This is a genomic window from Corynebacterium durum, assembly GCF_030408675.1.
GTDB lineage: Bacteria > Actinomycetota > Actinomycetes > Mycobacteriales > Mycobacteriaceae > Corynebacterium > Corynebacterium durum.
This window is the reverse complement of the sequence record NZ_CP047200.1, coordinates 1887017-1911597: the sequence shown is the minus strand read 5'-3', so window position 1 is coordinate 1911597 and position 24581 is coordinate 1887017. Positions and strand designations below refer to the sequence as shown.

At 57.6% G+C, this 24581-nt stretch carries 22 protein-coding genes; 19 read left to right on the top strand and 3 right to left on the bottom strand.

The features are described 5' to 3' along the window. Positions 1-3: 3 nt before the first annotated feature. The 9 genes from murG to ileS all read left to right on the top strand — a co-directional run bounded on the left by murG (position 4) and on the right by ileS (position 10697). The gene (murG, locus tag CDUR_RS08885) at positions 4-1077 is read left to right on the top strand and encodes an undecaprenyldiphospho-muramoylpentapeptide beta-N-acetylglucosaminyltransferase (RefSeq protein ID WP_006063897.1); all 1074 of its coding nucleotides are present in this window, start codon (positions 4-6) and stop codon (positions 1075-1077) included. A 32-nt stretch (positions 1078-1109) separates the two neighbouring features. After that, entirely contained in the window at positions 1110-2453 is a 1344-nt protein-coding gene (murC, locus tag CDUR_RS08880; protein ID WP_179419090.1) for a UDP-N-acetylmuramate--L-alanine ligase, read from the top strand. Further along, positions 2443-3102 (top strand): cell division protein FtsQ/DivIB, encoded by a 660-nt coding sequence (locus CDUR_RS08875; protein ID WP_179417932.1) that lies wholly within the window; start codon positions 2443-2445, stop codon positions 3100-3102. The genes murC and CDUR_RS08875 overlap by 11 nt, the downstream gene beginning before the upstream one ends. Before the next feature lie 136 nt (positions 3103-3238). Then, positions 3239-4438, top strand: a complete 1200-nt coding sequence (ftsZ, locus tag CDUR_RS08870; protein WP_006063894.1) for a cell division protein FtsZ — start codon at positions 3239-3241, stop codon at positions 4436-4438. A gap of 11 nt (positions 4439-4449) precedes the next feature. Further along, entirely contained in the window at positions 4450-5175 is a 726-nt protein-coding gene (gene pgeF / locus CDUR_RS08865; protein WP_006063893.1) for a peptidoglycan editing factor PgeF, read from the top strand. A 145-nt stretch (positions 5176-5320) separates the two neighbouring features. Then, on the top strand, positions 5321-5764 hold the full coding sequence (locus tag CDUR_RS08860; RefSeq protein WP_006063892.1) for a cell division protein SepF: 444 nt from the start codon (positions 5321-5323) through the stop codon (positions 5762-5764). 45 nt (positions 5765-5809) lie between these two features. Beyond that, on the top strand, positions 5810-6130 hold the full coding sequence (locus CDUR_RS08855) for a YggT family protein (RefSeq protein WP_006063891.1): 321 nt from the start codon (positions 5810-5812) through the stop codon (positions 6128-6130). Between the two features lie 177 nt (positions 6131-6307). Continuing rightward, complete coding sequence (locus CDUR_RS08850; protein ID WP_006063890.1) at positions 6308-7306, top strand: DivIVA domain-containing protein; 999 nt, start codon at positions 6308-6310, stop codon at positions 7304-7306. 325 nt (positions 7307-7631) lie between these two features. Then, on the top strand, positions 7632-10697 hold the full coding sequence (gene ileS / locus CDUR_RS08845) for an isoleucine--tRNA ligase (RefSeq protein WP_179417931.1): 3066 nt from the start codon (positions 7632-7634) through the stop codon (positions 10695-10697). Here the strand turns inward: ileS and CDUR_RS08840 are convergent. Together CDUR_RS08840 and CDUR_RS08835 are read right to left on the bottom strand one after the other, a co-directional pair. Then, positions 10678-11820 (bottom strand): HNH endonuclease signature motif containing protein, encoded by a 1143-nt coding sequence (locus CDUR_RS08840; protein WP_179417930.1) that lies wholly within the window; start codon positions 11818-11820, stop codon positions 10678-10680. The genes ileS and CDUR_RS08840 overlap by 20 nt on opposite strands. A gap of 17 nt (positions 11821-11837) precedes the next feature. Further along, entirely contained in the window at positions 11838-12929 is a 1092-nt protein-coding gene (locus tag CDUR_RS08835) for an MFS transporter (RefSeq protein WP_179417929.1), read from the bottom strand. A 53-nt stretch (positions 12930-12982) separates the two neighbouring features. Here CDUR_RS08835 and CDUR_RS08830 point away from each other — a divergent pair, with 53 nt between their 5' ends. From CDUR_RS08830 to CDUR_RS08785, 10 genes are all read left to right on the top strand, one after another. After that, positions 12983-13291 carry an ArsR/SmtB family transcription factor gene (locus tag CDUR_RS08830; RefSeq protein WP_006063885.1) on the top strand — a complete coding sequence of 103 codons (309 nt, stop codon included), beginning with the start codon at positions 12983-12985 and terminating at the stop codon, positions 13289-13291. Positions 13292-13300: 9 nt separating this feature from the next. Next, a complete protein-coding gene (locus tag CDUR_RS08825; protein WP_179417928.1) occupies positions 13301-14683 on the top strand; it encodes a glycoside hydrolase family 1 protein in 1383 nt (460 codons plus the stop codon). Positions 14684-14794: 111 nt separating this feature from the next. Next, positions 14795-15613 carry an EamA family transporter gene (locus tag CDUR_RS08820; RefSeq protein ID WP_233452928.1) on the top strand — a complete coding sequence of 273 codons (819 nt, stop codon included), beginning with the start codon at positions 14795-14797 and terminating at the stop codon, positions 15611-15613. 154 nt (positions 15614-15767) lie between these two features. Further along, on the top strand, positions 15768-16802 hold the full coding sequence (locus tag CDUR_RS08815; protein ID WP_179417927.1) for a glycosyltransferase: 1035 nt from the start codon (positions 15768-15770) through the stop codon (positions 16800-16802). Further along, entirely contained in the window at positions 16799-17440 is a 642-nt protein-coding gene (locus CDUR_RS08810) for a hypothetical protein (protein WP_179417926.1), read from the top strand. Before CDUR_RS08815 ends, CDUR_RS08810 begins: the two co-directional genes overlap by 4 nt. Beyond that, complete coding sequence (locus CDUR_RS08805; RefSeq protein ID WP_179417925.1) at positions 17437-18729, top strand: O-antigen polymerase; 1293 nt, start codon at positions 17437-17439, stop codon at positions 18727-18729. Before CDUR_RS08810 ends, CDUR_RS08805 begins: the two co-directional genes overlap by 4 nt. After that, the gene (locus CDUR_RS08800; protein WP_179417924.1) at positions 18726-19742 is read left to right on the top strand and encodes a glycosyltransferase family 4 protein; all 1017 of its coding nucleotides are present in this window, start codon (positions 18726-18728) and stop codon (positions 19740-19742) included. Before CDUR_RS08805 ends, CDUR_RS08800 begins: the two co-directional genes overlap by 4 nt. Further along, positions 19739-20800, top strand: coding sequence for a polysaccharide pyruvyl transferase family protein (locus CDUR_RS08795; RefSeq protein WP_179417923.1), 1062 nt, complete (start codon positions 19739-19741; stop codon positions 20798-20800). The genes CDUR_RS08800 and CDUR_RS08795 overlap by 4 nt, the downstream gene beginning before the upstream one ends. After that, positions 20797-22026, top strand: coding sequence for an MATE family efflux transporter (locus CDUR_RS08790; RefSeq protein WP_006063877.1), 1230 nt, complete (start codon positions 20797-20799; stop codon positions 22024-22026). The genes CDUR_RS08795 and CDUR_RS08790 overlap by 4 nt, the downstream gene beginning before the upstream one ends. Beyond that, positions 22023-22817 (top strand): glycosyltransferase family 2 protein, encoded by a 795-nt coding sequence (locus tag CDUR_RS08785; protein WP_179417922.1) that lies wholly within the window; start codon positions 22023-22025, stop codon positions 22815-22817. The genes CDUR_RS08790 and CDUR_RS08785 overlap by 4 nt, the downstream gene beginning before the upstream one ends. Before the next feature lie 60 nt (positions 22818-22877). Here the strand turns inward: CDUR_RS08785 and CDUR_RS08780 are convergent, their stop codons facing one another. Beyond that, entirely contained in the window at positions 22878-24350 is a 1473-nt protein-coding gene (locus tag CDUR_RS08780) for a sugar transferase (RefSeq protein ID WP_179417921.1), read from the bottom strand. Positions 24351-24581: the final 231 nt, after the last annotated feature.

The following is a 24581-nucleotide window of genomic DNA, read 5'->3' as shown; positions in this document are numbered from 1 at the left end:
TACGTGACCGAACTTTCCATTGTGGTGGCGGGTGGCGGAACAGCCGGCCACATCGAACCAGCATTGGCTGTGGCCGATGCCCTCCGCGACGGGCATGGTGCCCAGGTGGTGGCACTGGGCACCACCAAGGGGCTGGAAAAAGACTTGATCCCCGAACGCGGCTACGAACTCGCCCTGATCAACCCGGTACCGGTACCCAGGAAACCCAACGCAGACTTGGCGCTGCTGCCATTCCGCGTGATCAAAGCCGTGATGAACACCCGAAAAATCTTGAAGCGCGTGCACGCAGATGCTGTGATCGGTTTCGGCGGATATGTGTCCGCACCGGCCTACCTGGCCGCGCGCTCACTGGGCATCCCATTTTTTGTGCACGAAGCCAACGCGCGCGCAGGCATGGCCAACAAGTTGGGTGTATTCCTTGGCGGAATTGGTCTGAACGCCGTGAGCAATTCCGGCATGAAAGGCGACGTGGTGGGCGTGCCCATTCGTGCCAGCCTTGCCCCCGACGCACCGCAAGAAAAGCGCAAGGCCGAAGCCTGCGACTTGTGGGGGCTGGACCCCAACAAGCCCACGGTGCTGGTCACGGGCGGTTCCCAAGGTGCCATGTCCATTAACGACGCCGTGGCCATCGCCGTCCCCGAACTCACCAAGGCCGGTATCCAAGTCCTGCACGCTTTTGGCAAGAAAAACATCTCGCCGGAAATCTTCGACGGCTACGTGGCTGTGCCCTACATAGATCGCATGGACCTGGCCTACGCCGTGGCTGACGTGGTGGTGTGCCGCGCCGGGGCCATGACAGTGGCCGAGGTGACAGCCGCCGGAAAACCCGCCATCTACATTCCCCTGCCGCACGGAAACGGGGAGCAGGCGCTCAACGCAAAGCCGGTTATTTCCGCAGGTGGTGCCACCCTCATTAATGACAAGGAACTCACGGGGGAGGCGCTTGCCACTCAGATTCGTGCCATCATTGATGATCAAGAGATTTATTCTTCCATGGTTGACGCCACAAAGCGCAGCAGCCTGGGGCGGGCTGCGGAAGACATCGCCGCCCGAATTGTGAAGGAAGGTTCCAAGTGAGAGTCCATTTGGTTGGTATCGGTGGGTCCGGTATGTCCGGCGTGGCCCGGATTTTGTTGTCTCGTGGTGATATAGTCAGCGGCTCAGACATGAAAGACTCCAGGGCTGTCCTGGCGCTACGCTCCATGGGCGCGCACATTGCCATCGGACACGCAGCTGAGAACCTGGAACTATCTGGCGAACTGCCCGACGTGGTGGTTATTTCCTTCGCCGCAATCCCGCAGGATAACCCGGAACTGATCGCCGCGAAAGCACATGGGATTCCCATCGTGCGGCGCTCCGACCTGCTTGCCGACCTCATGGCGGACCGCACACAAGTCCTTCTTGCCGGTACCCACGGAAAAACCTCCACCACCTCCATGACCGTTGTGGCCATGCAGGCGGCGGGTATGGACCCCAGCTTTGCCATCGGCGGTCAACTCAACAAGGCCGGAACCAACGCGCACCACGGCACAGGACAGTGCTTTGTGGCGGAAGCCGATGAATCGGATGCCTCCCTGCTGCGCTACAGCCCCGACATTGCCGTGGTCACCAACATCGAGCCGGACCACCTGGACTTCTTCAAAAACGCCGACGCATACTTCAAGGTGTTCGATGATTTCGCCGACCTAGTTGGCGACACCCTCATCGTCTGCCTCGACGATGAGCACGCCACAGCTCTCGGTGAACGTGCGGCGCAACGAAACATCCGTGTGGTCGGTTACGGCACCAGGGACCACGCGACCATTCCCAATAGGGCAAAGGTCATCGACATTGCCGCTGAGCGCTTTGGCAGTCGCGCAACATTCAACGTGGACGGCACCATCGTCCAAGCAGATGTGCTCGTGCCAGGGGAACACATGGTGCTCAACGGTGCAGCGGCGCTGCTAGCCGGACACCTGGCCGGAGGGGACGTCGAGAAGCTTGCCGAAGGTTTAAGTGGGTTTACTGGTGTGCGGCGTCGTTTTGAGCATCGAGGCACTGTGAACGACATTCGCGTGTTCGATGACTATGCGCACCACCCCACGGAAGTCGAGGCGGTCCTGCGCGCCGCCCGGCAGAAGATCGAAGCTGAGGGGCGCGGCCGGGTCGTGGTGGTGTTCCAGCCGCACCTGTACTCCCGCACCGCCGAATTCGCCGAAGAATTTGCGGCAGCGCTGTCCCTTGCCGACGAGGCCATTGTGTTGGATATTTTCGGCGCGCGCGAGCAACCCGTCGACGGTGTGACTTCCCGACTAATCACCAACGCCATGACCATCCCGACCACCTACGTTGTTGATTTTTCCGCCGCGCCCGCTGCCGTCGCGGACATTGTGCAACCCGGTGATATTGTGCTCACCATGGGTGCCGGAAATGTGACCATGTTGGCCGATGAGATCCTCAACCATGTCAGCTAGACGCATCGCGATCATCGCCACCGTCGTCGTGGGCATCGCCGCCCTCGTCGGGGCGGTGGCGTACTTCATGCCCATCTTCAAGGTGCAGAACTTCAGCATCCGCGGGCAGCACAACACCAGCGCGGAGGACATCCAGTCCGCCACCCACATTTCCATCGGTGCCAACCTTATGCGTATCGACGCCCCGTCTGCCGCACACAGCGTCGCACAACTCCCGTGGGTGGATAAGGCGACGGTGAACAGGGAATTTCCCAACACCGTTGATGTGGAAGTTCAGGAACGCACCGCCGCGCTCTACGTGAAGCGCGACGATGGCGAACATCTCATTGACGAAAAAGGCAAACCGTTTATCATCGACGCGCCGCCGGAAGGCACCGTGGAGATCACCGAGACCAACGAGGACGACCAGAAGCTCTTCGCTGACGCAATCTCCGTGCTGAAATCTCTCGATGACACGAGTCGGGCAGCCGTGGCGCGGATCAAAGCTCCGTCCCAATATGAATTTTCACTCATAACACATGATGATCGCGAAATATATTGGGGCGCTCCCGAAAATAATCACGACAAAGCAGTGGCCACAAAAACCGTCCTGCAGCGTGAAGGAGCGTACTGGAACGTGAGCGCGCCGGGGCTTGTCACCACACGGTAATTTCGCACGTCAACAACCCTAAAGTAGTGGTTGAGGGACCGACACGCCGCCGGAAAAATACGAACAATCAACCAAAAATAACGGAATATGGAAACAGTAACCGCACAGATTTACATGAAAGGCGAGCCTGACCCCTATGACTTCTCCTAATAACTACCTCGCCGTCATCAAGGTTGTTGGTGTTGGCGGCGGTGGCGTTAACGCCGTTAATCGCATGATCGAAGAAGGACTGAAGGGCGTCGAGTTCATCGCCGTGAACACAGACTCGCAGGCTCTGATGTTCTCCGACGCGGACGTGAAGCTTGACATCGGACGCGAAGCGACCCGCGGTCTAGGGGCCGGAGCTAACCCAGAAGTCGGTCGCGCATCCGCTGAGGACCACAAGGCCGAAATCGAAGAAACCCTCAAAGGCGCGGACATGGTGTTTGTCACCGCTGGTGAGGGCGGCGGCACTGGCACCGGCGCGGCACCTGTGGTGGCCAGCATAGCCAAGAAAATGGGCGCCTTGACGGTGGGTGTGGTGACCAAACCCTTCAAATTCGAGGGTCGACGCCGTACCAAGCAGGCGGAAGAGGGTATTCAGGCACTGTCCGAGGTGTGCGACACGCTGATCGTGATCCCGAACGATCGCCTGCTCCAGATTGGGGACGAAAACCTCTCCATGATGGAAGCGTTCCGCTCTGCCGATGAAGTGCTGCTCAACGGTGTGCAGGGCATTACGGACATCATCACCATTCCCGGCATGATCAACGTGGACTTTGCCGACGTGCGCTCCGTCATGTTTGATGCCGGTTCCGCTTTGATGGGCATTGGCAAAGCACGGGGCGAAAATCGTGCTCTCATTGCCGCTGAACAGGCTATTAACTCCCCGTTGCTGGAATCCACGATGGAAGGCGCCAAGGGGGTTCTGCTCTCCTTCGCCGGTGGCTCGGACCTGGGTCTGCACGAGGTCAATGCTGCCGCAGACATGGTGGAGCAGCGCGCCGATGAAGACGTTAACCTCATCTTTGGTGCCATCATCGATGACAACCTCGGTGATGAAGTCCGGGTGACCGTGATCGCCGCCGGCTTTGACAACATCAAGCAGGACACTAACGACGTCCGCCGTCCCTCGCTGTCCTCTGTTCCCTCACCGGAGCCGGAGCCAGCACCCACGCCGACTCCGGTTCCCGAGCCTGCGAGTAGCAGCGGTCTGTTTGAACAGCAGCAGCGTCCGCCAAGCTACGAGCCGCGTTATGAGCCGCCACAGCGTCGCACCCCAGGTATGTTTACGGAACCTCCAGCGAAGCCACGCTTCGACGATGACGATGAATTAGACGTGCCAGACTTTATGTAAAATTACATGGCATGACACTTAAACCCCGCCCAGTTCACAAGGTTTTTACCACTCGAACAGGCGGGGTTTCTGCTGCGCCCTTCGATTCCTTCAACCTGGGAGATCATGTGGGCGATGATCCGCAGGCGGTGGCAGCGAACCGTGCGCGCTTGGCGTCGATAATCGGCGTGTCGGATTTTGTGTGGATGGAGCAACTTCACACCAACACAGTGACTGTGGTGGACGCCCCACAGATTGCGCCCGCAACGGACGCTGTGGTGACCACACAGCGCGGTTTAGCCTTGGCTGTACTCACAGCCGACTGCGTGCCTCTACTGCTCTCTGACGACCGCGCAGGAGTCATTGCGGCTGTTCATGCGGGCCGTCTTGGCGCGCGCAATGACATCCTTCTCCGCACCCTTGACACAATGGAAAGTCTGGGCTCGAAACCCGAGACCACGCACGTGTTGCTGGGCGCCGCGGCATCGGGGAAAAGGTATGAAGTTCCCAAGGAAATGGCCGATGACTTCGAGGCGGCGGTTCCGGGGTCGCGGACGCGTACGGAGCAGGGTACCTGGGGAATTGACATCCGTGCTGGACTTGTACGACAATTGCTTTCTCGGGGGGTAAAAAATATTGATGTGAATCCTCATTGCACCATTAAAAATGAGCACTATTTTTCTTATAGAAGAGAAGGTAAAACTGGGCGTCAGGCTGGCGTGATTTGGTTATCACATTTACTTGGCAAAGACCAATGATTTGTTTCTGTGTAATTAACTAATATGTCGTGAGGGTTTAATTAACAATCAAATATTGCGCGTGTCGTAACCGAACAAGTGTCACTTTTCCCACTACGGTAAAAAGCACGTTTCCAGGTCAGCAACACGTAAAGAGGAATGCACCATGTCTAGTGTCCAAAAGGTCAAAGAGTTCTTCGGTCTCGTCTCCTACGAGGAGGATGACCATGACGCCTACTACGCCGACGAGGCCGCATACTCGGCCGCTCCGGCACCCAGCTACGCTGACCGCCACACGATGCCGTACGACTACCAGCCGGAATACCAGGCGCCGCCGCGGGTTTATGAGGCGGCCGTGGTTCGCGTCTCCCTTCGCTCATACACCGAAGCGTCCCGTATCGGTGAACCATTCCGTGATGGCGACGTAGTTGTGTTTGATATCACAGAAGTGCAGAGTGCTGACGCGAAGCGAATCGTGGACTTTGCTGCTGGTGTGTGCTTCGGTCTGCGCGGCAAAATGGAGAAGGTTGCCCCGCGTGTGTTTGCTGTCATCCCGGAGAACGCCCACGTTTCTCAGATGGAGCTGGAGCGCGCAGCCAACCTACGCTAGACCCTACCTTCCCCCTGATTGGGGGTGGGGTGGTGCTCCACCAATATGAGGGGGGAACTTTCGGCTAGGGTCGGTTCGGTGAGTATCGCTCTGAACGTCCTTGATCTCCTATTGGAGATTTTCAAATGGATCCTTTTGGTGAGGATCGTCATCGAAATGATTCAATCATTCTCCAGGAATTTCCGACCACCGCGGTGGTTTGCTGTTATCGCAGAACCCCTGTTCGTGGTCACTGATCCCCCAATTAAAGCCTTGCGGAGGTTGATCCCGCCCATCCGGATGGGCGGAGTGGCGCTAGATTTATCGGTGCTCGTCTTGTTCTTCGCGATCATGATAGTACAGATGATTCTGCGTTATTTGATCTGACCGAAGGCAGTCAAATTTTCCCCAAGAACACCGTCGTAAGCAGGGTGGAAAGCAAAATCTTTACATCCTCGTTACACTATTGGGGTATCAAGCATTAGAATTGAGCAAGACAAGGTCGTGGGGAAGTCCTACGGCCAGTCCCAACATGGGGCTAACAACACGTGAAGGGAACCGTCCATGCCGCTGACTCCAGCTGACGTGCATAATGTCGCTTTTGCTAAGCCGCCGATTGGTAAGCGTGGCTATAACGAGGACGAGGTCGATCAATTCCTCGACCTTGTTGAAGACACTCTTGGCCAGTTGCTCGACGAGAACGAGGATCTCCGCCAGCAGGTGGAGGAGCTCAATAATGAGCTGGCGCAGGCTGGTTCCGGTGCTACATCCGGTCGGTCGAGTGCTGCAAGCGTTGATACTGCCGCTATCCGCCGTGAGGTGGAGGAAGAGCTCCGTGCCGAATACGAAAAGAAGCTTGCTCAGGCCAGAGCAGAGACCGCTAAGGCTCAAGATGAGCTGCAGCTAGCTCAGGCTCAGGCTCAGGCCGCCCGCGAGGAGGCTGCCGCAGTTCAGCGCCACAGCAGCTCCTCCGTCGCTGATGTGGACGGGATTGCCACTGCTGAAACCCACATGCAGGCCGCCCGTGTGCTCGGTTTGGCGCAGGAGATGGCTGACCGTCTGACCAACGATGCTCGCACCGAGTCACAGACCATGCTGGATGAGGCTCGTGCCGCCGCTGAGAAGACCATCACCGAGGCGAACTCCAGCGCTCAGGCCACCCTTGCTGCTGCAAAGCGTGAGTCTGAGGCAACCTTGGCTGACGCCCGCTCCACCGCTGACCAGCTGGTGTCTGAGGCTACTCAGCGTTCCTCCACTATGATCGCTCAGGCTGAGCAGAAGTCCAACGCCATGATCGCTGACGCCAGCGCGCGTTCCGACGCCCAGTTGCGCCAGGCTAACGACAAGGCCAACGCCCTGCAGGCTGACGCTGAGCGTAAGCACACCGAAATCATGGCTACCGTGAAGAAGCAGCAGACCGCCCTGGAAGGTCGCATTGCTGAGCTCCGTACCTTCGAACGTGAGTACCGCACTCGCCTGAAGACCTACCTTGAGAGCCAGCTGGAAGATCTGTCCACCCGCGGATCCGCAGCACCACACGGTGGTGTTGAGGCTAACAGCTAACCCTTATGCTTGTTGCCGCGATCGCATTGGCCTTAATTGGCTTCGTGCTACTGGTATTGACCGTGCAGTCACACTCTGACATCTGGTCGTATTTACTGGTGCTCGATGCGATCGCGGGTCTTGCGTTATGGGGGATTGACTATGCGCGTAAGCGCAGACTAAAATAACAGCACTCGCGCTACGATCCGGCAATCACCGGGGAGCGTTTCGGAAGAACAGCCACGTGCTCAGTAGAACCGATCACAAATGAAGTGGGGCTATAACGCTCAAGCAGGGTGGTACCGCGCAGCCATTGCGTCCCTGCAGTGACTACTGAAGGAGCGTTATGGCTGTATACCCACGTGTCGATCTCACTGGTGGATCCACCCGTTTTCCCGACATGGAACAGCAGGTTCTTGGCTATTGGAAGCAGGACCAGACTTTCCAGGCATCCCTCAACGGCGACCCAGAATACGTCTTCTATGACGGTCCTCCCTTTGCCAACGGCCTGCCGCACTACGGACACTTGTTAACGGGGTACGTCAAAGACATTATCCCGCGCTATCAGACAATGCAGGGCAAGAAGGTTGCCCGCGTGTTTGGGTGGGACTGCCACGGCCTGCCCGCCGAACTTGAAGCCGAGAAGCAGCTTGGCATCAAAGACAAGGGCGAGATTGAGGCCATGGGCCTGGAAAAGTTCAACGAGTACTGTGCCACCTCAGTGTTGCAATACACGGAGGAGTGGAAAGACTATGTGACTCGCCAGGCACGCTGGGTTGATTTTGATAATGGCTACAAGACGATGGACTTGGGCTTCATGGAGTCCGTCATGTGGGCGTTTAAAACCCTGTACGACAAGGGCCTGATCTACCAGGGTTTCCGCGTGCTTCCGTACTCATGGGCGGAGCACACGCCGCTATCAAACCAGGAAACCCGGTTGGATGACTCCTACAAGATGCGCCAGGATCCGGCGTTGACGGTGACCATGCCGATCACCTCCGGCGAACTTGAAGGCGCGAATGCTCTCGCGTGGACGACGACGCCGTGGACGCTTCCATCCAACTTGGCTCTGGCTGTGCATCCAGACACCATTTATGCACACATCAAAGTGGGCGATGAGCGCTACCTTCTGGCGGAGAACCTGGTCAGTGGCTATTTCGATGACTACGAGGTGCTGTCCACACACTCCGGTTCGGAGCTGGAGGGCCTGACCTACAAGCCGATCTTTGATTATTTCAGCGACCAACCAGGCGCCTTTAAAATTTTGAACGCGGACTACGTGACCACCGAAGATGGCACCGGTATTGTCCACCAAGCCCCGGCCTTTGGTGAGGACGATATGATCACCTGCCAGAAGTACGGCATTGATGTGGTGATCCCGGTGGACATGGACGGAAAGTTTACTTCACTGGTGCCTGACTATGAGGGGCAGTTGGTGTTTGATGCTAATAAGAACATCATCCGTGACCTCAAGGAGAAGGGTAGGGTACTGCGTCACGAGACGATCGAGCACTCCTACCCGCATTCCTGGCGTTCCGGCGAGCCGCTGATCTACATGGCGCTGCCGTCGTGGTTTGTTGCGGTGACCAAGTTCCGCGACCGCATGGTGGAGTTGAACCAAGAGATCGAATGGATGCCCGCGCATATCCGTGACGGGCAGTTCGGCAAGTGGTTGGAAGGTGCGCGCGACTGGAACATCTCCAGGAACCGCTACTGGGGTTCGCCTATCCCGGTCTGGGTGTCGGATTCTGAAGAGTATCCGCGCGTTGATGTGTACGGCTCCTTGGACGAATTGGAACGCGACTTTGGTGTGCGACCAACATCCTTGCACCGCCCTCACATTGACCAGCTGACCCGCCCGAACCCGGATGATCCCACAGGAAAGTCCACAATGCGCCGCGTGCCGGAGGTGCTGGATTGCTGGTTCGAGTCTGGTTCCATGCCGTTTGCTCAGAAGCACTATCCGTTTGAGAACCGCGAGTGGTTTGATACGCACAACCAGGCGGACTTTATCGTCGAGTATTCCGGTCAGACCCGCGGCTGGTTCTACACCATGCACGTGCTGTCTACGGCGCTGTTTGACTGCCCCTCCTACAAGAAGGTGGTTGCGCACGGCATTGTCTTGGGCGATGACGGGCTGAAGATGTCCAAGTCAAAGGGCAACTATCCAAACGTCAACGAGGTGTTTGAGCGCGACGGCTCGGATGCCATGCGTTGGTTCCTGATGAGTTCCCCGATCCTGCGTGGCGGCAACCTCATTGTGACGGAGCAGGGCATCCGCGAGGGTGTGCGTCAGGCGCTGCTGCCCATGTGGAATGCCTACACCTTCCTGCAGCTGTACGCGGTTGAGCCGGCTACGTGGGATGTCAGCTCGACGAATGTGCTGGATCGCTACATTCTGGCGAAGTTGCATAACCTGATCGCCAACACGCAGGACGCGCTGGACAACACGGACGTTGCCCGTGCGTGTGATGAAGTTCGCTCCTTCTGTGATGTGCTGACTAATTGGTATGTGCGTCGTTCCCGTGAGCGTTTCTGGAATGAAACCCCGGAAGCCTTCAACACGCTGTACACGGTGCTGGAAACCTTGACACGTGTGGCCGCCCCGCTGCTGCCGATGATCACTGAGGTCATCTGGCGTGGGCTCACCGGCGAACGCTCTGTGCACCTCATGAAGTTCCCGAATCCCGATGACTTCCCGCGTGACGACGCCCTGGTGCGCACCATGGACGAAGTGCGCGGCGTGTGTTCGGCGGCGTCGTCAGTGCGTAAGGCCAACAAGTTGCGCAACCGCTTGCCGTTGCCGAAACTGACGGTGGCGCTGCCAGAATCGCAGCGTCTCAGTGAGTTCAGTGACATCATCAAGGACGAGGTGAACGTCAAGGAGCTTGTGCTGACTGATGATGTGGACAGCATTGGCCGCTTTGAGGTTGTAGTCAATCCCCGTGTCGCCGGGCCGCGTCTGGGCAAGGATGTTCAACGCGTGATCAAGGCCGTCAAAGCGGGCAACTATACACGCAACGACGACTCCGTTGTTGCTGATGGCATCACTCTCACGGCGGATGAGTTCACCGAACGACTCGTTGCGGCCGACCCCGAGTGCACCGCGCAGATCGAGGGTGTGGATGGCTTGGTGCTGGTTGACCGCGAAGTCACGGAAGCCCTTGAGGCAGAAGGCTGGGCCGCTGACGTGATCCGTGGTCTGCAGGATGCCCGAAAGTCGTCTGGTTTTGCGGTGTCGGATCGCATTGAGGTCGAGCTGTTTGTGTCCGAGGACAAAGTTGAGTGGGCAGAGCGCCACAAAGATGACATGGCTCGTGAGGTTTTGGCCACGTCGTTTGTTGTTGGGCATGGCGACGGCACCCACAACATCGTTGAGGGTGTCACCGCGTCTATGACGCTTGCCTCCTGATTCGCTTGATGTGTCGCTGACTGAACGTCTGGCGAAACTTCGGTGTGGTGCGCTGGGGTTCTGCCGGTGGAGGTGGGGGATTGGGCATCTCCACCCCGGCTAACGGGCCTGTTGGATGGGTGATGGCCACGGTCCCGTCTTTGAATCGCCATTCCACGGTGCCGTCTTTGTGCATGGTGGGTATGGCGAGTTTGTCGGTTTTAATGTTATGACAGTGGCGGCACAGCGCTTGTAGGTTTGCTGCGGTGGTGGGGCCGCCATCGGCGTCGGAAATCACATGGTCCGTGTCGCATTCCCAGGCGGGGCGGTCACAACCTGGGAAGCGGCAGGTGCCGTCGCGCCCGATGACAAATGCGCGAATGTCGATGGGGGTGATGTAGGAAGAGCTGGTTTTCGTGGATGCGGCTTGCATGTCGCGGATGACGCAATCATCAGACAGCCAACCCGCGCCCTGGAGGTAATCGTGATCCCAGAGATTAAGTACAATGCTGCACGAATCGACGTGCTCAGCAGCGAGTTTGTACAAGGCTTCGTTGAGGTCACAGTGCTGATCAGTGGAAATCGCCTTGAGTACCTGCGAGATGACTACGGCTTTGTCGCTCCGCAACGCCCCGAAGACGGTGGTGAGACCGTTCGGGTGGGCGCGGAAGCGCAGTTCCTCCTCCGCGGCGTCGATAGTCTTGTGCGCCGCTGGGGGATCGAGGGAGAGCACCAGTTTGCGGACCTGGGCGGCGAGCGTTCGGGGCGTCGGTAATTGCTGGTGGGGGCTGGTTGGGGTGACCAGGTTGATGAGGTGCGGTTCGATGAGTTCTGGTTCGATGGCGAGGGTGTGTCGGTAGATAAGGTGCAGGCGGCGCAGGCAGAGCACACCAGTGTTGAGGGCGTAGTCCTTCAGGTGCGGCATGGCGTGCAACATCAAGGCTACGTCGCAGGCTTGGGAAACGTCCGTTCGAGTATAATGGGTGGTGGCGACGATGGAGGAGATGAACTCATCGATGTCGTCGTCAACGCTGTCCGGGGTGAAGACACTCAACCAAAAGCCAAGTTCCTGCTTGGTTATGGTGGTGCTGTGCACGGCGAAGGCATTGTTGGGGTCAGCAACATTGTAGAAAGCCGTGGCCATGATACCCCTCCGAAAAATTATCGCTGATGTTTTCTATTATACCCAAAATTCCAGCGGGGGTAGCAGAGGGTGAGGGGGATGATAAGCAGTGCGGCGGCGGTCCAGGTGATGGCGTACGGGCCAATGTTGTCGATTACGACTTTGCCGAGTGCGCTGGATGTCGCAAAGCCGATATATACGGCAGATGAGAGTAGGCCGAGGAGCGTCGGGTTGATGGCGACAATGCGGGCCTGCTGGGGGACGGTGAACATGCCGCCGAAGAAACCATTGATGCTGAGCAGGAGCAGCGGGGGAAGGAGGGGAGCGGCCAGGAGAATGATCATTAGTCCGACGATGCTGGTGACCACAGTAAACAGTGGCCCGCGACTGTCAGTGAGTCGTCCGGCGGCAATGTTGCCGATCACGGTGAACACGCCAAATGCCGTAAGGCACGCGATCAGCCACTTTCCCGTCAGTCCTGTAATGACCTGCGCGTAAGTGAATACCTGCATGTTGGCACCCACAACGAGGATGGTGGTGGCAATGACAATGAGCGCGTGAAGGGGAACGCGGCGGGCGCGGGTGGTGGGTGGCATGTCAACGGCGGGGACGACAAGGAGGTTCGCAATGAGCGCAATCAATCCCAGGATGGCGAGGATCCAGACGGTGTGCCGCCAGTTGGCGTTGCCGAGGATGAGTCCGGCGGGGACGCCGAGGGCGGTGGCCGTCATGAGTCCGTTCATGACAAAGGCGAGGGCGCGTCCGCGCTGTTCAGGTGGTGTGATGGCGGCGGTGATGGCCGACGCGGAGGGGGTGAGCATACTCGCGCCGACTGCAGTAAGGACGCGGGCACCCAGTGCTACGCCGAATGTTGGGGCGAGGGCGGTGAATGCGTTGCCGAGGATGAAGATGACAAGGCCCGCCCGGAGCGCGTGGCTGGGGCGGATGAGTGTGCTGAGGATGGGGGCGCAGCAGGCAAAGGTGATGCTGAAGATGGTGACCAGCTGTGCGGCGGTGGTCGTCGATACGTGCAGGTCAGAGCCGATTTCTTTGAGGAGTCCGGCGAGGATGAAGGTGTCGGTGCCCACGGCGAAGGTCATGAGCGTGAGGGGCCATAGTTTGTTTGACATACTTCCAACAATATGAAAATCATCAAACTGTTTCAATAACGTATGATGAAGCCATGGATCACGCTCCACTTCCGCAGCCAGCGCTCAGCGACATAGAACTACTCCCTGTTCTGCAGGCACTGGCAGATCCGGTGCGTTTGCAGCTCATTGCAATCCTCGATGAGGAAGGTTCCGTGAGCTGTGGTTTTGTGCTAAAGAAATTGCCCCTGCACAAATCAACCCTGTCCCACCACTGGAAAGTGCTCCGCGAAGCAGGAGTGACCACCACCACCATTCGCGGGCGGGAACGCTGGGTTACTCTCCGCCGCGACGACATGGACCAACGCTTCCCGGGACTCATTGACCTGGTTATACGCAACTAAAGGACTCGAATGTTTCCCGACGGTTTTCTTTGGGGCGGTGCGACTGCCGCCAACCAAATCGAAGGTGCCTACAACGAAGGCGGCAAAGGACTCAGCATTCAGGACGTCATGCCCCACGGCGTGACGACGCCGCCCACCGACGCCCCCACGCCGGACAACCTCAAGCTCGACGCTATCGACTTTTATCACCGCTACGCTGAGGATATTGCCCTCTTTGCCGAGATGGGCTTTAAAGTATTTCGGTTTTCTGTGGCGTGGTCACGCATTTTTCCTCGTGGCGACGAGGAGCAACCCAATGAGGAAGGACTGCGCTTCTACGAACGCATCCTCGATGAACTGGAAAAACACGGCATCGAACCGCTGGTGACGATCAGCCACTACGAAACCCCACTCCACCTGGCTAGGGAATACGGTGGCTGGACCAACCGCGCTCTCATTGGATTCTACGAACGCTACGCCCGCGTCCTGTTTGAACGCTTCGCGGGACGCGTGAAATACTGGCTCACCTTCAACGAAATCAACTCAGTGCTGCACTTCCCGTTCATGTCCGGCGGCATTCCAGGAAACCCCAGCACACAAGAGCTCTACCAGGCGGTACACCACGAACTTGTCGCCTCCGCGCGGGTTGTTCGGTGTGGGCACGAGATTGATCCCGATAACAAGATCGGGTGCATGATCCTCGCTGTCCCGCGCTACCCACTAAGCCCCACGCCTGACGACGCCCGCGCAGCCCAACGCGCCGCGCAATCCGACTATGCCTTCGGCGATATCCACTGCCGCGGCTACTATCCCGGGTACCTGCTGCGGCACTTGAAAGAACGTGGCGTGGACCTAGACATCACGGAGCAAGACCGCAACGACCTTATGTATGTTGTCGACTTTGTGTCTTTCAGCTACTACATGTCCGCCTGTGAAACCGCCGACCCTAACAAGCGCGTTGCGGGCGAGGGTAATCTCATCGGCGGTGTGCCCAATCCCACCCTCAACGCTTCCGAATGGGGTTGGCAAATCGACCCTGTTGGTCTGCGCATCATCATGAACGACTACTGGGATCGCTGGCAAAAACCCCTGTTCATTGTGGAAAACGGGCTCGGTGCGCGTGACGAACTCATTGACGGGTTTGTTGATGATGATTATCGAATTTCCTACCTCAATGACCATCTTGTGCAGGTAGGGGAAGCCATTGCGGACGGTGTTGATACCCTTGGCTACACCACCTGGGGCTGCATCGACCTAGTGTCCGCCTCCACCGCACAACTCAGCAAACGCTACGGCTTCATCTACGTCGACCGCGACGACAACGGCGAGGGGACCCTGGCGCGCTACAAGAAGAAGTCTTTTGACTGGTACAAAAACGTCATAGCCACCAACGGGGCCAGCCTTGAAACTTAGAACTCTGGGGCGCAAAATCGCAGAATTCGTCCTGGAAGTCCTCATTGAGGGCGCCTTCACGTGGCTTCTACGATGAATAGTCCTCGTGGCTGTTCGATATAATCACCGCCCATGAGACAACGCCTCACCGCGCCTGCCGTGATGATTGCCTCAGGGCTGTCGCTATACGCCGGAGCAGCCCTTGCGGTGGGGCTATTTGAACGCTTCCCGCCAACGATTGTTGCGTGGTTTCGCGTTGCTGCTGCAGGCGTGGTGCTCCTTGTTGTTGTGCGGCCTGCACGCTGGGAGTTTACGAGACGTGTTGGGCTTGTCGCTGGCGTATTTGGTTGCGTGACCATGGGTATGAACATGGTCTTTTATGAGGCCATCGCGGAACTTCCATTAGGCACTGCGGTGGCTATTGAGTTTATGGGGCCGATCGTGGTTGCAGCATGGGGAAGCAGGTCAATACGGGATTGGCTTGCCTTGCTGTTGGCTGGGGGTGGGGTGTTGCTGATGTCAGGGGCGCGTTGGTCAGCGAGTCCACGTGGAGTCATTTTTGCCCTGTTAGCTGCGACGTTATGGGCGATCTATATTGTGCTGGGCGCACGTATTGCTACGGCAGGGAGTTCGAATGGGCGCCTGACCGTTGGTTTTTGCTATGCCACTGTCGTTGGATTGCCGCTGGTTGCAGTGCTGTGGCCGCATGGAGCAGGTGTTCCGCTACCTACGGTGGTTGGTCTGGGGATTCTCGGCGCAGCGATTCCGTACAGCTTGGATCAGGTTGTGCTTAGGATGGCAGGGCCGTCATACTTTGCCATTCTGTTGGCGCTACTTCCTTTGACGGCTGCGCTGCTGGGGGCCGTGGCGCTGGGGCAAAGCCTTTCTATCGCCGAAATGGTGGGGATCGTCGCGGTGGTGGGGGCTGTGGTTGCGCGTGATCATAGGTAATGCATGAATTGAGATTGAATTCCAGTGAAATTGAATTAGGTGATAGTACAACAAAATGGGGATTGATTTTTAAGGAATATTTAGATCCGTTATCGGGAAAGTGTTAATTTCCTAGTGTAATGTCTTCCAAAGGTTGTATTTATGGAAGGAAGCAATGCGGGTATTACACGTTACGGAATGCCTGGCGGGAGGCGTTCAAACGGCGCTAGCGGGCTATGTTAAGGCGACTCCCGAGCTGGATCATGTTGTACTCGCCAATTCCCGGCGCGGGCACAACATCACTATGCGTGAGGTTGAAGGAAGCTCCGCGTTTTATGTTCTACCAACAAACCACCTAGCCGCGGTAAAGAAGGTCGCGAAGGTTGCCCGAGAGGTCAGACCTGATGTTATTCATGCGCATTCGAGTTTCGCAGGTGCGTATAGTCGAATTGCTACTTTGTGTGTGAATGTTCCGGTGGTGTATACGCCCCACGCGATTGCCTATGGTCGGCCCGATTTTTCTTCCGTGAAGCGCGCCGCATATAAGGGTGTGGAAAAGCTACTGTCGTGGAAGACGAAAGTGTTTGCCGGGTGTTCCGTGCATGAAAGTGAATTGTTGTCGGATTTGAATGCCCGTGTTCCAGTGGTGACTATCCCTAACGCGCTGCCGCCGGATCATCCTGCGCAGGAGCTGCGGTGGGGGGCGTCGTCAAGCCCGGTGGTGGGTATGGTCGGCAGGATTAACGAGTACCGCGACCCGCAACGTTTCATTGACATTGTTGAATCGGTGAGGAGGCACAACAGCGACGTGGAGTTCGTGTGGATCGGCGACGGTGATGACGCTCAGCGGGACGCCCTGAAGGCTGCCGGGGTGCATGTGACCGGTTGGCTTGGGGGAGTGGACCTGCAGAAGAAACTCACGGAGCTATCCATGCTGGTGTACACCTCACGGTGGGATGGATTCCCCATGGTGATTCTTGAGGCCATCAACTCCCATGTGCCAACCTTTGTGTCCAATATTGCGCCACTGAAGGAATGCCCGGAATCGGCGCGCTTTGACACCGCAGAACAAGCCAGCAGCCTTGTCTTAAAGCAACTTGAACAGAACCAGCCCCTCTCGCAGCACTGGGACCCGCTGCTTGCGGCCCACAGCTTTGACAGCCAGAAACAAGCATTGATCCGCGCCTACGAACTTGCGACAGTGTCATGAACGATAAAGAAGAACACACAATCACCGAGAACATAACTCCCCTCCAGAAGAACATCGCGTTCCGGCTGCTCATGTGGGCACTGGTGCCGATCCTTGCGGCCATTGGGTGGCAGTTGGGCCACGCGTACAGTCAAACTCTTGACAACGAATACGTGGTGGACTCCAAAATTTTGGTGACCAACCCCCACATCGAAGACGATAACGAAAACTCTCGGCTCACTGCTCTCGGTCGCACCCGTGATGACACGGTGCTGCTGGGTGAGGCCACCAACTCGGAGGAATTTCACCAGCGGCTATCCCAACGCTCCGGCGTGAACGCAGCCCTGTTTGAGATCACCGGTACCGCGACCCGAACCACACGTGTGGTTACGATACGTGTGTCCTCGAAACAGCCCGAGGTCAGCTCTGCCGTCTCCAGTGCCGCGTTTGACACCCTGGAGCAATACCTGCAGGACCATCGAGGTGCTCTGTACCTGGATACCGGTTTGTTGTTCATCAACTCCGAAAGCATCGCCGCCTTCAAGTCAGGTGCAGGCGCTGACTGGCGGCTCTCTGGCCTGGTGCTGGGTATGCTGCTGGGCATCACCCTGGTTGCCATCAGTTCACGGTGGACCATGGAGAGAAGGGAAGACGAATGAAAAACATACGTTTTCCCTGGTGGGCAAGTCCCAGCACGCTTCTGGTGATCAGCCTCCTGGTGGTGTTCTACGCCATTGTCTTCGTGGACGACGAGCAGTACAACATTTGGAAAACACCGCGCTATGTCACCCACGTTGAAGCGGTTGAGGTGGGAAGTGTGATCGTCGCGGTGCTGCTGGGCATTGTTGTTGCGGCGTCGATAAGCCAACGCAACAACGAAAACTACGTGGCAGACACAGCGAAGTTCCTCAAAAGCCGCCAGCTAAACACGCTGTTTTACATTTTCACCGTGCTCACCATCATCGGATACAGCATCTGGATCATCAAGGCGTTCCACAGTGGGCTAACTGGTGCGGAAGTGCTGGCCACCATCAAGGGCGACCCCGGGGCCGTGTCGCAACTGAAAGGTACCGCGCAACCCACAGCCGGGCTGACTACCCTGACGCAATTCGGGTCGCTGGTGGTAGTGCTGGGCATTCTGCGAGACCGGCTTGCGGAGAAAAACTCCAAGCTCATCGTGTGGTTTGTGCTGTTTTTGTCTGTCTTACGTTTTGTGTTCTACGCCGAGCGCATCGCCTTCCTGGAAGTGGCCGTACCGGCGGTAATCCTCGCGGCATCACTGTGGCCAACGAAGGTGCGCTGGCCATCGGCGCGGAAGTGGATCACCAATATCCTTCCGATTGTGCTGGGGCTGTTTGTGTTCATACTGTTTGCGGTGGGGGAATATTCCCGCTCGTGGGCGGTGCTGCGCACCCAAACATCGCAAACCTACACCGAGTTTATTATCAGCCGCTTCTTGTCCTACTACGCCACTGCCACCAACAATGGCGTGCTGTACGGCAGACTTGCCGACGCCAATAACCTCGACCACACAGCGTTTTATGCCTTCTATAACCTGCCGGGGAGTTTCTTCGGCACCGACGCCGTATCCGGCACCAACTTTGACCAATGGTGGGGCATGCAATTGGAACTGTTTGCCAACCCCAGCCTCACCAATACTGGCACGATATTTCCACTGATCGGCGAACTCTCCCTAGCCACCGTGCTCATCCTCTTTTTCGCCGTTGGATACATATCTACTGTGCTATTCCGTCAAGCAAAAAACGGTCACCTCATTTCCATGATGGCTGTTCCGATTTTGTGCTACGCATTCGTGGAATTGCCGCGCATTTCCTACCTAACGTTGGGCCGCAGTGTCCCCATATTCCTGGGCATTCTGATCATGTGGTTCGTCTTTGACTTATGGAAAACCACCGAACGATACACCCTGAAAGAGCAGCAGCAATGAAAAAAGTCTACTATCCGGGCCGGATTTTAGAACGAAATGTTGGTGGCAACACCACGTACACCCGCGCTATTGCGGAAGGCATTAAGGAATATGGGTGGGAAGTGGACACGCTTCCGTACCACTCCAAAGCACCCGTCACCGCGCTCATGGAACAATACTCGGCACTGCAGAAACCCACTTCTGGAGAGCTGGTGCACTACAGCGCCGACACCGGCCCGCTCATCCCCGTGCGACGCCCCTCCGTGGTGACCGTTCACGGTGTGGCCAGCGCCGTAGCCGAAGGCGTGCGCAACCCTGTCCAGGAATTCACCTGGCGCAGCCGCGTACGGGCCGCCATGCGCTTTACCGATGCCCTGATTACCGTCTCCGAATCCAGCAGCGAAACACTCCAGGATGTGTTTGGTATCGACGCCGCGAAAATCAACGTCATCCCCCACGGCATCGACGTTGATCTGTTTTCCACCCCCGCCGTCGCCTCGCCCGAAGTGCTTGATCGTCTGCCCGAGGATTATCTGCTTTACCTAGGCAACATCGAACCCCGCAAAAACATCATCGAACTGGTCAATGCCGTTGATCGCCTTGCCCTGCCCTTGGTTGTGGCCGGGCGGGCAGCCTGGAACTCCGAAGACATCGAACGCCGCATTGCAGAAAGCCCCAACACTGTGCGCGTCGGATTCGTCTCCAACGCCGACCGCGTGTACCTGCTCCAACACTGCCGGGCCTTCCTGTTCCCCAGCCTGTACGAAGGCTTCGGCTTCCCCGTGCTCGAAGCCATGGCCGCAGGCGCACCCGTGCTGGCAACCCGGCGCGGCTCCCTTCGCGACGTTGCAGGACCCGCAGGCCACATCCAGGATGTGACTGCCGATGCCATTGAGGAGGCCCTGAACACCTACCTCAACGACAACACCTGGCTTGAGCAGGTCAAGGACGAAGGCCGCGCCTGGGCCAACGAATTCTCCTGGGCCAACAGCGTGGCCGCCCACCACCGCCTGTACGAGGAGTTGGTGGCATGAGGATCCTGCTTCTCCACGCCTACAGCGCCCACAACCGTGGCGACGGGCTACTTGTCGACGAATCCGTGGCACTGATCCGCAGTGTCTTCGACGACGTCGAACTGGAGGTTGTGGCCTCCGACCCGGATAGCTTTAGCTATGTGGGTGTGCCCGTCTACAACGCCAAACCCGGGCGTCGTGGCTGGTCGCGGGAATACCTGCGGGTGCTGCGCAACCTGGACAGCTACGACTTGCTCGTCGGTGTCGGCGGCGGTTACCTGCGCGCCGGGAAGCCCGTGGAGATGCTGAAATGCCTGCTGGTGATGGGTCCGCAGATTTTCGCTGCTGGGCGCAGCTCGACCCGGAGCGTCTACCTTCCGCAGAGCATCGGCCCATTCCGTTTCGGCTCGGTTCACCTGTTTCGGGCTTTGGTGAAACGCATTGGTGTCTACATGCTTCGCGACGACCGCTCCATGCAGGAAATCGCCTTGGCTAACTGTGTCCGCCTGCCGGACCTGGCGATCAGTTCCCCGGAGTTTACCGACTCTTTGAGTTCTAGTGATAGCAGCGTGGATGACACGGTGATTTTCACTACCCGTGCTGTGGGCGGCGAGCTGCCCCCACGGGTCAAGGAATTGGGACGGCTGCTGCGCGCTGCGAATATTCCCGTGGTGGGGTACGTGCAAAGCGCCATCGGCGGCAACAACGATACGGAGGTGCAGCGCGAACTCACCGGCGACAACCCGATTAGCTCTGAGGAATATCTACGCCAGGGCGATTATCCCCGGCGCGTGGTGGTGGCTGTGCGCCTGCACGCTGCACTCATGGCCCTGAAGGCCGGGCATTATGTGATTCACCTGGCCTATGAGCGCAAAGGCTTCTCTGCCTTTGAGGACGTGGGCTTGCCGGAGTGGGTGCATAACGTAAATACGTTCACGCCCACGGAGGTGCGTGCCCAGGTGGAGGCGCTGCTGCATGACGAATCCGTGCGGGCGGAGTACCGCCGTAGACTCGCCGAGCAGCGTGAGGCGCTGGAGCAGAAGTATGCCCGTATGTCTGAGATTCTTCGGGAACAATGACGCACAGAAAACCACCGTCTCGGCTGGCTAACGCAGTGGCGGGGCTCGGCGCGCAGGTGTTCAGTAGTCTGAATAGCTTTCTGATCATCATTATTAGCGCCAGGTTCCTGGAATTAGGTGTGCATGGGCATTTTGTGTTCGGGGTGGCACTGTGCCAGATTGTGCTGAGCCTGGTGCGGGCGCTGTGCGGGGAGACGGTGGTGGTGCTGTCCACGCGTGGCGACGATACCACCGACGATGCCGCCTTCAGCTCGGCGATTGTTGCTTCGGCGGTTGGGGGAGTGGTGTGTCTGCTCACCGCGATATTCTGGGCGGAGTACCGCTCGGCGCTGATTGCTACCGCGTTTGTGGGGATTCCGGTGTGCGCGATGGATGTGCTGCGTTATTGCGCTATTGCTGAGAAGCGCAGCGAGTTGCTGCTGTTTTCCGATTTTCTTGTATTTGTTGGTACCACGGTGGGGTTGTTGGTGGTGGGGCAGGTCGCGGCGTCGCCAAGCGCCTTCCTGGCCGTGTGGGGGGTGAGTTGCCTGCTGGTCAGCATATTGCTGGTGTGGCAGTTGGACATTCGGCCGGTGTCGTTCCGCGCGACGCTGGACTGGCTGGCAATCAATTTCCCGCGCAGCTCGGCGTTCTTCGCGGAGGCGGCCCTGGGGGCGACGGCGGGCGTGGCGATCCTGGCTGTGATGGCGATTGTGACGGATAGTGAGCAGGTCTCTATTTTCCGCACCGCTTTGACCATCATGGGTGTGACCAGCCTGATCAACAACTTCATGCGCAGTACCGTGCTGCGGGAACTCTCACCGGATCTACTGCGCAATAAGACCTATGTGATTCGTGTGTTCTTTGGCATGACCGCGGTGGTGGCACTGGTGATCGTGGTGTTTGGGCTGTGCATCTGGCTAGCACCCAACAGCCTCACCGCAGCGATCTTTGGGGCAAACTTCGTGGCCATTGTGCCCGTGTTGCTGCCGGCGATCATTCATCGCGTGTGTGCCAGCTGCTCCACCATTCCCACCATTTTCCTCAGGGCTCAGGGAATCACCTGGCAGGCGACCCGGTTCCGCTTCGTGGTGGTGGCCATCGGCATTATTGTTGGGCCGTTTGGTGCGTACCTTGGTGGGGCACACGGCGCGCTGATCGGCGATATGATCACCTATTTAACGTTATTTGTGGGGCTGAGCGCCCTTGTTATGTACACCGCAAACAAACAGGACAACGCATCATGACATACACCTATGGGGTGGCTATCCCCACAAACGGCAACGGCGAGTATTTACGTGAGGTGCTGGAATCGCTGGCGGGGTTACCGACGCCGCCGCAGGCCGTTGCCATTAACGATCAATCCTGCGGAACGGACGTTGCAGGCATCTGCGAGGAATACACCGAGCGCTTTCCGACGCTGGTGCGTACCACCCGCACAGACCCGCCCGGTGCCGCGTCCGCACGCAACGAAGCCATCGCCGCCATTGTTGATGACGTGGAATGGGTGTGCATCCTTGACGACGACTCCGTAATCCTCCAGCTCCCCGAGATTGTCTCTGGCGCGTCGGCGATAGTGGGAGAATACGAAGGGCGCGTGGCCAGCACCTCCAGCGAACCGTTTGCCCTGGACGGGCGAACCATCTGGACCCACGCCATCGAATCCGCCACGTTCCTGCGCGCCTCCATCCTGCGCAGGGGAGTGCTTTTCGACGAAAACCTGGGTACCGGTGGTGCGACACCCTGGCAGTCGGGCGAAGGCACCGATTTGTTGTACAGGTTCATGCAGGAAGGGCCCATCATGTACGACCCCGGCTATCGCGTGAAAGGGCTGGATGATGGGCAGGAGGCGTTTCCCATTAGTAAGCATCGCCGTTATGCGCGCGGAACCGGTTACGTCTTACGACGCCGCGCACCGCTGACACAGCAACTGCGCGCCCTGGTGGGGCCGCTGGTGCGTGCGGTGAAAGGGCAGCGGAGATTGAACCTACATGTGTTCCTCGGCCGACTGGAAGGCTTACTGGGAAGGACGTTTTAGCCGGGTTGAACTGCCCCCCCCTGGGTAGAACTATTACTGTGCTACCCGGCAATAAAAAGATTAGTAAGCACCCTCGGACTTCAGGACTGCCTTCAGTGTGGCAAAGATGATGCGCATGTCAAGGGTAAATGTCCAGTTGTCCACGTAATACAGGTCCAGGGCTTGGGCCAGCTGCGGGCTGAGGTTTGAGCGGCCACTGACCTGCCACAAGCCCGTGATTCCTGGTGGAACCTCCAAACGCATGTACATGTCGGCGTCGTACTCGTCCACCTCGCGCTGCACCTGCGGGCGGGGGCCGACCACACTCATGGTGCCGTTCAGGGAGTTGAAGAACTGCGGGAGTTCGTCAATGCTGTATTTCCTGATGAACTTGCCCACGCGGGTGACGCGCGGATCGTCCTTCATCTTGAACAGCAGGGACTGTCCGCCGGTTTCCTTGATCAGCGCCTGGATTTTCTCTTCCGCATCAATGCACATGCTGCGGAACTTCCATACTTTGTAGGGTTTGCCCTTCTTGCCAATGCGTTCGCTCTTGTAGAACACCGGGCCGCCGTCCTCCAGCTTGATGGCCAAGGCTGTGGCCAGCATGATCGGGGAGATTAGCGCCAAAATGGCGGCGGAGAACACAATGTCGAAGGCGCGCTTGATCCAGCCATTGGCCGCGCGAATACGGGGGCGATCCACGGACAAGACCGTGCGGGGGCCGATGGGCATGGGGTGCAGGCGGGTCTCCGCGACACCTTCAATCATGGGCTCCAGGTACAGGCGGGCCTTCACGCTACGCAGGTTCCATGCGAGGCGGCGCAGGTTCTTGTTGCCAAAGTCAGTGACGGAGGCGACCCAGACGGCGTCGCAATTGAGCTGTTTAGCGGTTTGCGCGACGTCGTGATCCGGCAGATAGGAAACGAAGTGACAATCCTCAAGCTGGGGAAGGGCATCCTTATTTTCTGGATCAGTAAGCAGAAATGCGGCAATTTGGTGGTAGGGGAAACGGAGATTGAAATTGTTTCCTAGCACATCCAAAATGTCGCTGGATTTACCAACAAACAGTAGTCGGGAAGGGCGGTGTCGCTTGATCCTGCGAACAGCAAGAGCGGATACAGCGCGCATGATACTGATAAGAACAATGCCTACCGGAATGCTCACCAGGAGGTAGGGATGAATGAAGGGGGTGGTGAAAATAGTGTCGAAGAGAGCCAGAATTCCAGCGAGGTACAGGCTGGATTTCACAACACTCTTGATACCAATTGTGCTATGAACACGTGAGTGGAATGCGTAGCCCTGATTGAGCCAGATGATGCCCATCCACAATGCCGTAATAACGGCGAGGGTTGCCAGTTCTTGGGCGGTGGACTGCGTGTCAATGCGGTAGGTGCTGTACCGCGTGCTGGCGAAAGCACCGAATGTCAGTGCTGCTGTTATGGAGAGAAAGTCCAAAAAGTACACAACGTAGCGGGCACGCCACTTCTTCCGAGGCTGCACCGGCGGCTGGGTGATGATCTTCCGAGTTGGGATCGATTCAGTGATGATCATAGTTTTTCGCAAATGTGAAGTCGTTTTTGTTGATGTGTAACAAGAAAGTTGCGGATAGATTGCGTGTAGATAACGAGAATTAAGAACAGTAAAGACTAGTGTTGACCGAAGGTCAAGTCACGCAGATAACTTAATCGTTATATAAATCGTAATTTAATCCTCTTCACAGGATCTGATTATAAAACCATGAACGACCTGGCAATAGCGGTGAATAAAATTTGCCCACGATAG